The sequence below is a fragment of the Nocardia sp. NPDC055321 genome (assembly GCF_053645575.1).
In genome coordinates this window covers 51,468-65,627 of record NZ_JBSHMS010000001.1, presented here as the reverse complement: position 1 = coordinate 65,627, position 14,160 = coordinate 51,468, and the positions used below count along the sequence as shown (strand labels likewise).

Here is a 14,160-nt window from a genome sequence, read left to right as displayed (position 1 = left end):
CCCCGATGACGCAGACCTTCGACCGGGACTTCTGGGACCGACACTGGGAGCAGCGACCGGCCGGCAGCTCGATGGCCACCGCGCCGGCGAACCCGTATGTGGCCCGCGAAACCGATGGGCTGACACCCGGCACGGCACTGGACGCCGGGTGCGGCGGCGGGGCCGAGGCGATCCTGCTCGCGAGCCGGGGATGGCGGGTGACGGCAGCCGACATCTCGTCGCGCGCGCTGGCCGGGGCGCGGGAGCGGGCCGGGGCGAGCGGGGTCGCGGATGTGCGGTGGGTCGAAGCCGACTTGAGCAGCTGGCAGCCCAGCACCCGGTTCGATCTCGTCATGACCAACTACGCACATCCGGCGATGCCGCAGCTGGATTTCTACGCGCGGATCGCGGAGTGGGTGGCACCGGGCGGGTCGCTGTTGATCGTTGGGCACGTGCATGGCGGGGAGGCTGGACACGGGGCACACGGGCACTCCGCGCACGGGCATCAGCCGCCCGAGGAGGCGTCGGCTACAGCCGCTGGGATCGTTGGGCGGTTGGATCCGGAAGCTTGGGAGATCGTCACGGCCGAGGAGTTGGGACGCATGGTCGAGACAGGGGGTGGGCGATCGGTTTCGTTGCGGGATGTGGTTGTTCGGGCGAGTCGGAGGGCCGAATAGGGACTCGGATGGGGGGTTCGAATCGCGGGATTCGGTTGCGCAATGCCTGGGAGATCAGCAGTCGCTCAGAATGGGCGAAAAGTACGAATTCGGTTGCACGACAATAGAATTGGGCTATTCATATCGGCTATGAAGGAGTAGAATAGGGGTATGGATTCGGGAGAGGTACCCACAATCGCGCAGAGTGCCGACGCACTCGCCGCCGCGGTGGAGAACCTGCTCGAATTGCCGATGTACTCGCTGGGTGATGGCGAGTTCACCGAGTTCATGCAGAAGCTCGAAACCAGCTTCCGCAAACTCGAAGCCGTGAAACAGCGGTGCGCACTCGAAGCCGGGGCGCGTAACCTGCCCTCCAAGGCCGGCGTGAAGAGCCCGATCCTGTTCCTGCAACAAACTTTGCGACTGTCGTACGCCGAGGCCGCTGCCCGCGTTCGCAACGCCGATCTGCTGTCGACGGTGTCCGTGGGTTCGAGCACTCGGCCGCCGGTGCTGCCGCTTGTAGCCGCAGCGCAACGGGCCGGGGAGGTCTCCGCCGATCATGTGAAGGCGATCGACGATGCGATGAAGCGGATACCTGATGCTGCCGGTGTGGAAGCGAGAGATCGTGCCGAGCGGCACCTGACCGACTATGCCCGTGAGGGTGATCCGAAGGGTGTGACCAAGCTCGGCGTGCATATCCTGGCCCACGTCGATCCTGATGGGCGTTTGACCGAGGACAGGGACCGGCAGCGGGTCCGGAGTATCAAGATCGGGCATCAGGGCATCGATGGCATGTACCCGATCTCCGGGTTCCTGACCCCGCAGTTGGGGGCGGTCATGATCCCGATGTTCGAGAAATTCGGCCGCCCCGGCATGTGCAACCCCGACGACCCCGAAAGTCCCTGGACCACCGCCGAACTCGGGCTCGATACCGAACTCGACGACGGCAACGACACCGACGACGCCGATGCGAACGACCCGTCCCTGACCCCGGCCCAGCGTGCCCGCGCCGCCCTTCGCGCGAAACTGCGTGCCGCCGCCAAACGCGATCACCGCAACGCCGAACAGCGCAACCACGACGCCCTGCTGGTGTTCTTCCGCCCGGACATGGGACCCACGAAGCTGGGATCGCATCGCGGACTTCCGGTCTCGACCATCATCACCATGAGCATCGACGACCTCGAGAAGCGCGCAGGGGTCGCCACCACCGCCACCGGCGGCACCATGTCGATCACCCAAGCCCTCCAAGTCGCCAGGAATTCGACCCCGTACCTGGTCGTGCTCGATCGCAATGGCCGACCGCTTCATTTATCCCGGGGACAGCGCCTCGCGAACCCGGCCCAGCGGTTGGCGCTCACCGCCACCGAACGCGGGTGCACGCGCCCGGGATGCGATGCGCCAGCGAGTCGCTCGGCCGTGCACCACATCAAGGAATGGGCCGATGGCGGCGAAACGGACATCGAGAACCTGACCTTGGCGTGCGATGCCTGCCACGCACAGGTCAACAACGGCCCGAACGGGTGGGAAACCGTTGTAATGGGTGAGGATTCGGAGAATCCGGGCAAAACGGGGTGGATCCCACCACCACATATCGACCCGGCTCGGAGACCTCGTGTGAACTTCCGTCATCATCCCCAGTTTCCGGGTATCCCCGCGCGATGGCGCTGCTAGCCACCTCACCCGGTCGCAGCTCCCCGCTCACTGCTTTCCACGCTGCCTCTTCGGCTTTCCCATGCCGAAGAGGCTTTCGCGCGCCGACACACCCCCACCCCCCTTGGCGTCGAACCCACCCGAACTCCACCACCAGCACCGGGCAATCCCACACGGCGACTCTGCAAGCGACCACAGCCCCGGCCTGATATCCGTCCTACTGCTCTACGCACTTTCGTTCACGGCTTCATCGGCCTTCGACGCCGAACGGGCACGCGCCCACCCGCCTTCGCTATGGCCCGGCCATCCCACCCGGACAGCCGGTGCGGCCACACGAATCAGTGTTCACGCCCGTGGCCGACGTAGCCCACACCCGAACCCACCCCTGCGGCTTCCAGCGGGGTTCGGGAGAGCAGGCAAAACAGATGCGACAGTGCTGGTCACCTCGCCTGCCGTACCCGACTTTCGGCTCCCCAGCCGGGAGCCCGTTCACCCTTCCAGCCGGGTCGACCGGCCGTGGGAACCTTCTCGAGACCTACAGACAAAGACTCGTCATCAGCACAATTTGGTGATGTCTATGGCGGTGATTGCCGTGCCTGGTCCAGGGTTGGGAACTCGGCCACGCATCCGAGGGCTTCGATCCCGTTGATCGGCCCGGAAGGGCTGGAACCGCCGCCGAGGCACCCAACCCGCCCCCGCTCGTACTCCGTTATCCAGGCGTCCTTTCCCCGGCAGGGCACCCAACCGCCGCCGAGGCACCCGACGTACCAATGCTGGTACTCCGTTTTCGAGGCTTCGTTTTCTGCGGTAGGTCACGCGACCGCTACCGAGTCTCCCAAGGTGCCCCGCTGGTACTCCGTTGTCCTGGCATCTTTCCCCCGGTAGGGCACCCCACCGCCATCGAGTCTCCTGACATGCCCCCGCCGGTACTCCGCTATCCAGGCGTCTCTCCCCCGGTAGGGCACCCCACCGCCATCGAGTCTCCCGACGTGCCCCCGCCGGTACTCCGCTATCCAGGCATCTTCTCCCACACCGCTGGAACCGCAACCGAACCCCTACCCCACCCCCATCACATCCCGCTGAATCCGCCCCACGATCTCCCCCATCTCCCAACCCGAATCGATCCGCACCTCATCAACGAACCCCAGCGGCTGCCAGCCGTGATACCACCCCGCCATCTCCGCAGCGCCGAACTCACTCGCCTGCGCCCGTCCCGCGTGCCGAATCAGCGTCTCCTCGAATGTCAGGTCGAAGCTGTAGTGGAACGCGTAATCGGCTACCTCGGACAGCCTTTCGAGCATGCGACCGTAGTGGCCGACACTGAGAATGCCCTCAACCACGACCACCAGATCGCGTGTCAGGCCGAATGTCGCTATCTGCCCGATCAATTCGACATTGCTCGCCGACGGGGTGTCGTATTCCCGCAGCATGCGCCGACGAACCACGTCCTGTGGCACCAGCAGGCATCGGCCCCGCGGAAAGAGCCGCTGGACCGCGTCGGCCACGGTGGATTTTCCCGATCCCGAGTTGCCGCGGATGACCACGAGCACGCTCATCGGGCGCAGCGGGTCGAGAGGGTGTGGGTGAGCTTGGCCAGAAAGCGCGGTAGGTGGGGATCCGAGGCGGGGGCGCCGGCAATGGGATACCAAGCACCGGAGGCGAATTCGGAGGGGTCGAGAGGGTAGGGGGTGGTGTGGCGGCCGCGGATAACGTGCCAGAGGCTGATGTCGGTGTGCGGGGCGGGAAGGCTCACGGGGGTGACCGTCAGGAAGAACGGCGTTTCGCCGACCACGTCGAAAGCGGGGATCAGGTTCAGCTCTTCGCGAGCTTCGCGGCGCGCGGCCGACAGCGGGTGCTCACCGGGATCCACGTGTCCGCCCATGGGCAGGTTCATGCCGGATTTCAGATGGTGGCCGAGGTAGATGGCTCGGGCATCCGGGTCTATCAGGACCGTGTAGACGACCAGGTGCGGTGACGGAGTCGCCGGCGGAATGCGGCGGTGGATGTCGTCGGTGGCTGCCAGCCAGGTGAGAGTTTCTCCGATATGGCGCTTTTCGCGATCGTCCCAGGGTTCGATGGCGGCGACCAGCTCGGCTACGGCGGCGGTGAGGGCGCGCATGAGTGAGCACGGTATCGGCCGAGTCCGACAGATCGCGCGCGCCGGATCGCCGGCGGCGCGTCAGCGGATGGCGACGCGCGCGCCCGCGGCTTCCAATTTGTATCGGGCGTTCTCGGCCGCGTCCTGGCTGACGGCTTCGAGGATGGGCTTGGGCGCGGATTCCACCAGATCCTTCGCCTCCTTGAGACCGAGGCCGGGGATGAGTTCGCGCATCGCCTTGATGACCTGGATCTTCTTGTCTCCGAAGGATTCCAGGATGAGATCGAATTCGGTCTTCTCCTCGGGCGCATCGGCCACCGCGGCCGCGCTGTCGCCGGGAATCGGCGCGAGCGGGATGGCGGCGGACACGTCGAATTGATTCTCGAAGGCTTTCAGGAATTCGGAAAGCTCCAGCAGCGTCATGTCTTTGAAGACATTCAGCAGTTCTTCGATGGTCATCTTGGCCATGATGTACCCCTTGCAGCGCTGACCAGGCGGTACATCAATCATAGGTGCCGATTCCGCGCCGCGGCGCGGCCCGAGGTCTCAGTTCCGCACGGCCTCCAGCGTGCCCAGGTAGTCGCGTTCGGCGGGCGAGAGCGCTCGCGGGGCACCGTCCTCGATCGTGACGAGGGTGGAAGTCGCTGCGAGATAGGAGAATTGCTCGTCGCGGATTTCGTGGGTGAGCGTGAACGACGTGGTGCCGATGCGCTCGACCGCGGTGGTCACCGTGACCGGTTCGGAACGAAAGACCAGCGGCATGCGGTAGGTCAGCCGCTGATTGGCGACCACCACGCGCCACGATCGCGAGTCGTGGCGCGCGAGCAGGTCCGCGCGGGCTTCGTCGAGGTACTGCGCGAAGACCACGTTGTTCAGGTGCTGCAGTGCGTCCATGTCGGTTCGGCGCAGTTGAATGGCATAGGTGTGCATCAGGCACTCAACTCCTCGAGCATGGCGCGCTCCTCGTCCTGCAGTGGGCGCGAGCGCTGGGTGACCGTGTCGAAGGCGACCATGGTGCAGGTGGCGGTGGAGTACAGCACGTCCTCGTCCCGGATTTCCTGCATGAGCGTGAAGGACGATCCGCCGAGCTTGGACACCCAGGTTTCCACGCGCACCGGCTCGGGCCGGTAGCGCAGCGGCGTCAGGTAGTCGATGTCCATCTGCGCGACCACGCACGATCCCGACAGTCCACCGCGCTGCCGGAAGACATCGATCCGGGTTTCCTCCAGGTAGCGCAGGTGAACGGCGTTGTGCACATGCCCGTCCGCATCCATGTCGGACCACCGCAGCGGGCACAGGTAGAGGTGTCGAGACATTCGGCATTCATACCATCGGTCAGTGCGCGAGCTTGAGGCCGACCACGCCGCCCACGATCAGGACCAGCAGCGCGATCTTCACCGCCGACGCGCTCTCGTCGCCGGTGATCATCGCGTAGGTGACCGTCAGCACCGCGCCGATGCCCACCCACACGGCGTACGAGGTGCCGGGCGGCAGGGTGCGCATGGCATAGGCGAGTCCGGCCATGGAAGCCACGAGTGCGGCCGCGAATACCGCCGAGGGTCCGAGTTTGGTGAATCCTTCGGACTTTCCGAGAGCGGTCGCCCACACGGCCTCGAATACGCCGGAAATCACGAGCACCAACCACGCCATGACAACAATCCCCTTTCAGGAACTACCGTCTTGTCAGGTCTGGGTACGGTCGCAATCGTCCAGTGAACCGCGGTGCGCGATCCCCTTCGACCGTACCCAATGGAGAGGCCCACAGGTGGAGACACTCCTCACCATTGCCCTGCGAGTGCGGTGAGCAGTCGGAAATCGGGACGAAATCGACCGGCTAACTACCGGTTCCGGGCGCCGGGTCCTCGAGCAGCCGCTTGGGATGCATGCCGTCCACCTGGCCGATGAACGGCGGGTGGATGCTGTAGCCGAGCATGCGGCGGATGTCCTCGTCGACCACGCGGGCGATCTCGCGCGGGGTGGACAGCGTGAACGCCTCCTGCGGGCGCAACCAGGGTTCGCAGTACTGGGCCGTGGCCGCGAGCCGGGGCGCGCCCGAGCGATTGGGTCCGCCGCCGTGCCACAGCGTGCCGAGGAAGAACACGCACGAGCCCGCGGACATCACGACCGGCCGCCGATCCACCGAATTCGGTTGCGGCAGTTCCGAACCCCACAGGTGACTACCGGGCACGATTTCAGTGGCGCCGTTCTCGGCCGTGAAATCGTCGAGGGCCCAGATGGTCGCGGCGGAGAGCGCGGGGCGCGGGCGCGGCAGCGGGTAGAAGCCGTCGTCGGTGTGCAGCATCTGCGCCGCCTCACCGGGCAGGATGTTGATGATCTGCAGCATGGACAGCAGGTAGTTGGGCATGAGCAGCCGGTCGAGCAGCGCCAGCACTCGCGGATGGGCGGCCATGCGATCGCAGGTGCGGGTCTTGTTCAGGACGCTGTACACGCGCTGGGTGGCGTGGCCTTCGAAGTTGTTGCGGCCCTTGAGATCCAGCAGCGGGTCCACGTCGGCGCGAATGGCGCGCAGCTCGGCCGTGGTGAGCAGGTCCGGCAGGATGACGTACCCGTCGCGCAGGACCGCCTCGATGTCGGCGTCGGCCACGGCGGGATCCACGCTCTGGCCGCTGCTGTGCGTACGGCGGTACTTTCCGGCCAGGTCACCGGCCAGATCGGTGACGGAGGAGACTTCGGCGCTCACGGCGTTCCCCTTTACATAACTGAGTTCTGTTATGGTTCGGAGCATGGCACGGGCTCCCCTGGGACGTCAACAACTATTGGACGCCGCGCGCGCGGAGATTCTCGCCGGGAACGGCCTGGTGGATCTCAACGCCCTCAAACGCCGATCCGGGCTGAGTACCGGCGCGCTCTATCACCATTTCGGCTCCAAAGCCGGTCTGCTGGTGGCCATCTACGAGGAGTTCCACGCCGGACTCGTGGCCGCCATCGCCGACGAGACCCTCCCCGAGGGCGCGGGCTGGGCCGTGCGCGAACACGCCCGCACTCGCAATTTCGTGGCCTACCACTTCGCCGACCCGCTCTCGGAATTGCTGCTCGGGCGGATCGGCACCGCACCGGAGGTCGCCGAACTCGAGGCCGCGGCCCTCGAGCGCATCATCGAATCCGCGGGCCGCAATATCGAGCTCGGCCAGCGCAGCGGTGAACTCGACGCGACCATCGATCCCGGCCTGGCCGGGGCCTGCGTCATGGGCGCGCTCCGGCACGGCATCGCCGAGCAACTTCGCCGCGATCCCCGCCCGACGGTGGACCGGTCGACCGCCGAACTGTGGCGCTTCATCGCCGCCGCGGTGGGCGCGAAGTAGACACGGACACCGCACGCCCCGGCCCGACCTGCGGCTATGGGCAATGCCACACGATATTTCCGTCTGCCAGAAGCGGCGTATACCGTGGAGCGCGGCACCAGTGTCCACACCGAACGGGACCCATGGGTAATACCGCTGCACTGCTCAAAGCGTGGTGGCGAGATCCGGTCGACCACCGCTGGCTAACTCATGTGCTTGCCGCACATTCGATGTTGCCGCTGCAACGCGCCGTCGTCGGCATGGGCGGACTGCTGCTGGCGTTCATCGCCGGGGCGGCCGCGATATCCACCGCCGGGCCGCAGCACACCGCCGGAACGGTGACCATGTGGGGCATAGCGGCCGGCGCGCTGCTGTGGGCGCTGCGCTGGTGGTTGCTGCCGTGGCCGAGCGAGCGGGAATCGCTGCTGCTGTTCGCCGCTGCCGACGGCATGATCACCCTGGCCTGCCTGCTGGATTCCAATCGGGTGTACGGGGCGCTGGGCGCGATGCTGCTGGTGGTCACCGGCGGCTATCTGACCTTCTTCCACAGTCCGAAAGTGCTTGCCGCGCATGCGGCCTGGTCCCTGGCCTCGGTGCTGGTGCTGTCCGCGCGGATGGCCGCGGGCCCCGAGGATCTCCCGCTCGCGGTCGCCATCGTGCTGACCATGGTGAGCGCGGTCGTGGTGACGCTGCCGTCGCTGCAGTTCATGTTCTGGCTCGTGCGGATGGAATCGCTGTCCGATCCGCTGACCCGGCTGCTCAATCGGCGCGGACTGGAGTTCCATCTATCGGGGATGTTCGGGGTGCAGGATCAACCCGGCATCTGCGTCATGGTCGCGGACCTCGACCAGTTCAAGGGTGTGAACGATCTGCTCGGCCATCCCGCGGGCGATCGGGTGCTCATCCGCACCGCCGAACTGCTCTCCGCGCTCGCCGGGGAGGGGCTGGTGGTCTCCCGCACCGGCGGTGAGGAGTTCGCGCTGGTCGGGTATCTCGACCCGGAGGCGGCGCTGGCGCAGGCCGAGACCGTGCGGAACGCGGTGGCCTCGGATCCGGACATCCCGGTGACGGTGAGCATCGGCATCGCGGCCTACGACGGGCGCACCGGGCATCGCCGGCCCACCCCCGACGAGCTGCTTCGGCGGGCGGACACCGCCATGTACCGGGCCAAACGCGGGGGCGGGAATCAGGTTTTCGTCTGCGATCGGACATCGCCGCCGGTCCGCGGGCGCTGAATCGGCAGCGGGTGGCCGGACACCGGATCAGCGCGAACGGGATGCCACCCCGGCGGGTTCGGGCGTCCAGTCCAGGATCGGGGCCAGCGCCCGCAGCTGCGCCGACGCGGGCAGCGCGCGCATGAGGGTGTCGCGCAGTGTGGCCAGTACCGGGTTCGCCGTCTGCGCGACCGTGCCGATGCGCGCGGATCGGGCGGCGATCATCCGGGTGCGCGGGCGGCGTTCGGCGTCGTAGGCGTCGAGCGCACCGCCCGAGTCGGCGACGCGGGCGAGCACCACCGCGTCCTCGAGCGCCTGGCAGGCGCCCTGCCCGAGGTTGGGGGTCATGGCGTGCGCAGCGTCCCCGATCAGCGCCAGCCGCCCGCGGACGTAGGTCGGCAGGGGCGGTAGTTCGTAGATGTCGTTGCGCAGCACCGCGTCCGGATCCGCCGCGGCCAGCAGCGCGGGAATCGGCGCGTGCCAGTCGCGGAAGCGGCGGCGGAGTTCGGGGAGGCCGCCGTCGGGGGCTCCGGCGGCGATGTTCGCCGCGGCGAAGCAGTACACCCGGCCGTCGGCGAGGGCGGCGTAGCCGAAACGTTCACCGCGACCCCAGCTTTCGCCCAGATCGCCGATCGGTTCGGTGGGGGTGACCACCACGCGCCAGGCGGTGTAGCCGCTGTAGCGGGGTTCGACCGCACCGCAGACGGCACGGCGAACCACGCTGTGAATGCCGTCCGCGCCGACGACGACGTCGCCGCGCGAGGTTCCCGCCGAATGGCGCACCGAACCGTCGGTACCGGCCTCGGCCACGGAAATGCCGGTGCGCAGGGCGGATTCGGGGACCGCCGCGCGCAGGATGTCCAGCAGATCCGCCCGGTGCAGGACGACGGGGGCACCGTACCGGGCGCGCAGGGCAGCGGTATCGGTGCGCGAGAGCCATCGCCCCCGGGCGTCGCGGATACCGGCGGCGCCGTCCTCGATGGCCCGCTCCCGCACCCGATCACCGATGCCGATGTCGTCGAGGGCCCGAAGGGCGTTGGACCACAGCGAGATTCCCGCGCCGACCGCGGTCAGGCGCGGGGCCCGCTCGAGCACCTCGACCTCCCAGCCCCGGCGATCGAACGCGATGGCCGATGCGAGACCGGCGATTCCGCCGCCGACGATGAGCGCTTTCGACATGGCGCACTTCCCTTCGAATCTCGGCTCCGCACTGGGGAGCCCGATACGAGGAAGTTACTACAGGCGTAGTTTGAAAACTACGGATGTAGTGGAATTCACTACTGATGTAGTGTCCCGGTATGCCTACCAAGCGGGAACTGATCCTCGACGGCGCGATCGAGGTGCTCGGCGCCAGCGGTCCGCGCGCGCTCACGCACCGGGCGGTGGACACCGCCGCCGAGATGCCCGCCGGATCGGCGTCCAACTACTTCCGCACCCGCGAGGCCCTGCTGTGCGGCATCGCCGAACGCCTGGAGGAACGCGACTACGCCGACTGGAACGCCCTGAGCCGGGCGCCCGCACCCACCACGGTCACCCAACTCGTCGACGGCTTCGCCATCCTGCTCACCCACGCGGTCACCACCGACCGCACCCGCACCCTGGCTCGCTACGCACTGTTCCTCGAGGCGGGCAGCGTCCCCGCGCTCGGGGAGAGCGTGCGGCGCGGGCGCGAACGGCTGACCGCGTGGATCGCCGGCATGATCAGCAATGTCGCACCCGGCAGTACCGACGCCAAGCTGCTCGTCGATTACCTGGACGGTGCCGCACTGCATGAATTGACCAGCCCCGCAGTGAATTTCGATCCCCGCGCCGAGGTGGACCGCATAGTGCGGGCGCTGCTGCGCTGAGCGGCCCGGCGGGTCCCGAACCGGGCCACTCCGGTGCGGCGGGGCCGCATCGCAGCCGTGCCCGGCCGAGCCGTTCGCACGTGCCCCAGCCGAGCAGCACCGGCGCGCGCGAGCCGAGCACGGCCGCCGACGCGGCGCCGATCCGCCCGGACCGCGGCCCGCCGGATCCCGCTGACGCGGGGGCGCTCACCAACGGCTGCGACGCGCGCGGCGGCGGGTCTTGCGGGCGGCGCGGGTGCCGCGACGTTTGGCGACCGTGCTCAGTTCCGAACCACGATCGCGCGCCGCCTCGGCCAGTTCGGCGCCGCGATCCTTGGCGGCCTCGGCGAGTTCGGCGCCGCGCTCGCGGGCCAGGTCCGCCCATTCCGCGCCGCGGACCTTGGCCACCCCGGCCAGTTCGCCGCCGCGTTCGCGGGCCACATCGCCGAAGTCGGAGCCGCGATGCTTGAGCACCCCGCCCCACTCCGCGCCACGATCCTTGAGCGTCTCGCCCAGTTCCGCGCCGCGCTCCTTGAGTACCCCGCCGAGTTCGGCGCCACGTTCCTTGACCACTTCGGCCACCTCGGGCGCGCGATCCTTGACGGTTCGCGCGACCTCCGACCCGCGGTCCTTCACCACCTCGGCTACTTCGGAGCCCCGCTCCTTGACCACCTCGGCGACGTCGGAGCCGCGTTCCTTGGCGACTTCGGCCAGCTGCGCGCCGCGGATCTCGGCGGCGGTGGCCGCGGAACCCGCTCCGGCGGCGGCCTTTTCGGCGAGGGTGCGCAGCAGCGGGGGCCGGCCGCCGTGGTCGGTGGAGGCGATGAGCAGACCACCGAGCAGGCTCAGATCCTTGAGGAAGGCCGTGCGTTTGGCCGAGCGCAGCTCGGGGTTCTGCTCGGCCCAGAAGTCCTGTTCGGTGACCGTGGCGGGAATGACGGTGACCGCCAGGATGGCCGCGGCCAGTCGCGGTGCGCGGCCCAGCGCCAGCAGCAGGCCGCCGCCGATCTGCGCGGCCGCGTTCACCCGCACGATGCGCCCGGCGTCGGGCACCTTGGCCGCGTACTGTTCGGGCAACCGGCGCTGGATCTGGGTCACGCGATCGGCGGCGGCCTTCGCGCGCTCCTGCGGATCGGTGAGGGCGTCCAGCCCGTCGACGACGAACGCGGTCGCCAGCAGTGGCCGGGCAAGGCGTCGCATAGCCATGGTGTGAGGTCCTTCCCGAGGGGTGCGTAGACCTTCACGCAGTTACCGGAATCCGGACTCGCAAACGTAGCCGGGAACAATCGCCGGTCAGCGCGCCTTTCCCAGCGCCCGCGCGATGCGGCGGGCGTCGCGGGCGAGTTCGCGGAACATGCCGCTGATCGGGTTGGTGAAGCCGGTGAAATACAGGCCGGGCGCGTTCGGATGCGTCTGTCCGCCATGGACGGTCGGCCTGCCCTGGGCGTCGAGCAGATCGAGGTGCCCGACCAGATCGGTGAGGCCGTGATCGAACCCGGTGGCGGCGATGACGGCCTCGGGCGCGATGCTCGCGCCGCCGGCCAGCAGCACCTTCCCGTTCTCGAAACCGGTTACCGCCGAGACGGTTTCGACCTTGCCCGCGCGAATCAGGTCGATGAGGCCGACGTCGATGATCGGCACCGCGCCGTCGGCGAGCAGCCGGGTGTAGGCGTCGGGCGCGGGGCGGGGCAGGCCGAAAGCGGACAGGTCGGGGGTGGTCATCCGGCTCGACAGCGCGATGATCCGGTTGACCAGGGGCACCGGCAGGTGGCGCAGCACGATGCCCGCCGAGCTCTGGCCGATCTTGGGCGCGACCTGGCGGCGCACGAACGTCGGCACGGTCCGCACCGCGAGCAGCACCCGGGAGGCGCCGCCCTCGACGAGATCGACCGCGATCTCGGCGCCGGTGTTGCCGGTGCCGACGACCAGGACCTCGCGGCCGATGTAGGGCGCGGCGTTGCGGTACTTCGAGGAGTGCACGATCTCGCCCGGAAAGTCCTGGCGGCCGGGCCAATCCGGGATCAGCGGGGTGTGGTTGTAGCCGGTGGCCACCACGACCCGATCGGCGGTGATGTCGCCCTGGGCGCTGCGCGCGATCCAGCGGCCGTCCACCCGGTCGAGCCGGTCGATCGTTGTGCCCGAACGCAATTCGATGCGGTGGTGGCGCGCGTAGTCGTCGAGATAGCGCACGACGTTCGCGCGCGCGACCCAATCGCCGTACGCGCGTGGGATCTTGAACCCGGGCAGATGCGAGTGCGCGCGAATGGTGTGCAGGTGCAGGCGCTCGTAGTGCCCGCGCCAGGCCGAGCCGACCGTGTACGCCTTGTCGACGATCGTCACGTCGTAGCCGCTGTCGCGCAGACAGGCCGCCACGGCGAGTCCGCCCGGGCCGGCGCCGACGATCAGAACCGATTCACTCACTGGACCACCACTCGCTCAGACCGAACCCGGCAACACGTTTGCGCACGACTATCGCACAGACCGACCCCCAGAAAGGGGCAAGTCGGACAGTTTGTGGTCAGACGTCCAGATTGCCCGGTCGCCGGCACGCACCCATCCCACGAGCAGAACCAAGCAGTTGCTTGTTTTTCTGCCGTGGGCTACCAATGAAGAGATCCGATCGTCGCGCCCGCCGCGACCCGCACCCGAAGGACACCATGGACGACTTCGCTCACCGGTCCGGCGCCACCGTGGTGCTGGGCGCCAGCGGCGGCCTGGGTGGCGCCATCGCGCGGATGTTCCTGGACCGCGGCAGCGACGTCGCGCTGACCTGGTTCCGTTCGGCGAGCAAGCTGGACCCGGTGCTGGCCGCGGCCGAACAGGCGGGACGGCGCGCGCGGGGCTGGCAACTCGATCTGTCGGACGCCGACCTGGTCGCGCGGGTGATCGAGCAGGCCGCCGCCGAGTTCGGGGGCATACACACCCTGGTCTACGCCGCGGGCCCGCACATTCCCATGCGGCACCTGAGCCGGGTCGCGCCCGCGGACTTCCGGGCGCAGCTCCTGGACGACACCGCGGGCTTCTTCGCCGCCGCGCACGCCGCGCTGCCGTTCCTGCGGGAAAGCGGCGGCAACATCGTCGCGGTCACCACGGCCGCCACCGTGCGGTTCCCCGTGCGCGACGGGCTGTCCAGCGCGCCGAAGGCCGCGGTGGAGGCGCTGATTCGCGGCATCGCGGCCGAGGAGGGCCGGTTCGGGGTGCGCGCGAACTGCGTCGGGCCGGGCATGACGACCGACGGCATGGCCGAAAGGCTCATCGCCGCGGGCGAATTGGACGACCACGCACTCGAGGTGGCGCGCAACAACATTCCGCTGCGGCGCTTCGGCGACGCGCAGGACATCGCCGAGGCGGTGTGCTTCCTGGCCTCGGACCGCGCGGACTTCATCAGCGGCCAGAAGCTCGACATCGACGGCGGCTACGGGGTCTAGCGGGGGG

At 68.5% G+C, this 14,160-nt stretch carries 16 protein-coding genes; 6 read left to right on the top strand and 10 right to left on the bottom strand.

The window, feature by feature from the left end:
* Positions 1-5 precede the first annotated feature (5 nt).
* Together ACWIGI_RS00310 and ACWIGI_RS00305 are read left to right on the top strand one after the other, a co-directional pair.
* Positions 6-656: a class I SAM-dependent methyltransferase gene (locus tag ACWIGI_RS00310; RefSeq protein WP_454200143.1), complete on the top strand. Its 651-nt coding sequence runs from the start codon at positions 6-8 to the stop codon at positions 654-656.
* Positions 657-806: 150 nt separating this feature from the next.
* Positions 807-2,306 carry a DUF222 domain-containing protein gene (locus ACWIGI_RS00305; protein WP_454200142.1) on the top strand — a complete coding sequence of 500 codons (1,500 nt, stop codon included), beginning with the start codon at positions 807-809 and terminating at the stop codon, positions 2,304-2,306.
* Positions 2,307-3,340: 1,034 nt separating this feature from the next.
* On the opposite strand, the gene ACWIGI_RS00300 is transcribed toward ACWIGI_RS00305, so the two are convergent.
* The 7 genes from ACWIGI_RS00300 to ACWIGI_RS00270 form a co-directional block, all read right to left on the bottom strand.
* Positions 3,341-3,841: a hypothetical protein gene (locus ACWIGI_RS00300; RefSeq protein WP_454200141.1), complete on the bottom strand. Its 501-nt coding sequence runs from the start codon at positions 3,839-3,841 to the stop codon at positions 3,341-3,343.
* On the bottom strand, positions 3,838-4,404 hold the full coding sequence (locus ACWIGI_RS00295; protein WP_454200140.1) for an NUDIX domain-containing protein: 567 nt from the start codon (positions 4,402-4,404) through the stop codon (positions 3,838-3,840). Before ACWIGI_RS00295 ends, ACWIGI_RS00300 begins: the two co-directional genes overlap by 4 nt.
* A 60-nt stretch (positions 4,405-4,464) precedes the next feature.
* Positions 4,465-4,851 carry a 50S ribosomal protein L7/L12 gene (gene rplL, locus ACWIGI_RS00290; protein ID WP_454200139.1) on the bottom strand — a complete coding sequence of 129 codons (387 nt, stop codon included), beginning with the start codon at positions 4,849-4,851 and terminating at the stop codon, positions 4,465-4,467.
* A 78-nt stretch (positions 4,852-4,929) separates the two neighbouring features.
* The gene (locus tag ACWIGI_RS00285; protein ID WP_454200138.1) at positions 4,930-5,313 is read right to left on the bottom strand and encodes an acyl-CoA thioesterase; all 384 of its coding nucleotides are present in this window, start codon (positions 5,311-5,313) and stop codon (positions 4,930-4,932) included.
* Positions 5,313-5,699 (bottom strand): acyl-CoA thioesterase, encoded by a 387-nt coding sequence (locus ACWIGI_RS00280; protein WP_454200137.1) that lies wholly within the window; start codon positions 5,697-5,699, stop codon positions 5,313-5,315. Before ACWIGI_RS00280 ends, ACWIGI_RS00285 begins: the two co-directional genes overlap by 1 nt.
* A 19-nt stretch (positions 5,700-5,718) precedes the next feature.
* Positions 5,719-6,033 (bottom strand): DMT family transporter, encoded by a 315-nt coding sequence (locus tag ACWIGI_RS00275; RefSeq protein WP_454200136.1) that lies wholly within the window; start codon positions 6,031-6,033, stop codon positions 5,719-5,721.
* Between the two features lie 184 nt (positions 6,034-6,217).
* Complete coding sequence (locus ACWIGI_RS00270; RefSeq protein WP_454200135.1) at positions 6,218-7,084, bottom strand: phytanoyl-CoA dioxygenase family protein; 867 nt, start codon at positions 7,082-7,084, stop codon at positions 6,218-6,220.
* 43 nt (positions 7,085-7,127) lie between these two features.
* Between ACWIGI_RS00270 and ACWIGI_RS00265 the strand changes: the two genes are divergently transcribed.
* Together ACWIGI_RS00265 and ACWIGI_RS00260 are read left to right on the top strand one after the other, a co-directional pair.
* Positions 7,128-7,706 (top strand): TetR/AcrR family transcriptional regulator, encoded by a 579-nt coding sequence (locus ACWIGI_RS00265; protein WP_454200134.1) that lies wholly within the window; start codon positions 7,128-7,130, stop codon positions 7,704-7,706.
* A 122-nt stretch (positions 7,707-7,828) separates the two neighbouring features.
* Positions 7,829-8,920 (top strand): diguanylate cyclase, encoded by a 1,092-nt coding sequence (locus ACWIGI_RS00260; RefSeq protein WP_454200133.1) that lies wholly within the window; start codon positions 7,829-7,831, stop codon positions 8,918-8,920.
* A gap of 27 nt (positions 8,921-8,947) precedes the next feature.
* Here ACWIGI_RS00260 and ACWIGI_RS00255 read toward each other — a convergent pair whose 3' ends face one another.
* A complete protein-coding gene (locus tag ACWIGI_RS00255) occupies positions 8,948-10,078 on the bottom strand; it encodes an FAD-dependent monooxygenase (protein WP_454200132.1) in 1,131 nt (376 codons plus the stop codon).
* A gap of 119 nt (positions 10,079-10,197) precedes the next feature.
* On the opposite strand from ACWIGI_RS00255, the gene ACWIGI_RS00250 reads away from it, so the two are divergent.
* Positions 10,198-10,746: a TetR/AcrR family transcriptional regulator gene (locus ACWIGI_RS00250; RefSeq protein WP_454200131.1), complete on the top strand. Its 549-nt coding sequence runs from the start codon at positions 10,198-10,200 to the stop codon at positions 10,744-10,746.
* Between the two features lie 186 nt (positions 10,747-10,932).
* Here the strand turns inward: ACWIGI_RS00250 and ACWIGI_RS00245 are convergent, their stop codons facing one another.
* Both ACWIGI_RS00245 and ACWIGI_RS00240 read right to left on the bottom strand, forming a co-directional pair.
* Positions 10,933-11,931 carry a DoxX family membrane protein gene (locus tag ACWIGI_RS00245; protein ID WP_454200130.1) on the bottom strand — a complete coding sequence of 333 codons (999 nt, stop codon included), beginning with the start codon at positions 11,929-11,931 and terminating at the stop codon, positions 10,933-10,935.
* Between the two features lie 87 nt (positions 11,932-12,018).
* A complete protein-coding gene (locus ACWIGI_RS00240) occupies positions 12,019-13,146 on the bottom strand; it encodes a flavin-containing monooxygenase (RefSeq protein ID WP_454200129.1) in 1,128 nt (375 codons plus the stop codon).
* Between the two features lie 236 nt (positions 13,147-13,382).
* Between ACWIGI_RS00240 and ACWIGI_RS00235 the strand changes: the two genes are divergently transcribed.
* On the top strand, positions 13,383-14,153 hold the full coding sequence (locus tag ACWIGI_RS00235; RefSeq protein WP_454200128.1) for an SDR family NAD(P)-dependent oxidoreductase: 771 nt from the start codon (positions 13,383-13,385) through the stop codon (positions 14,151-14,153).
* Positions 14,154-14,160: the final 7 nt, after the last annotated feature.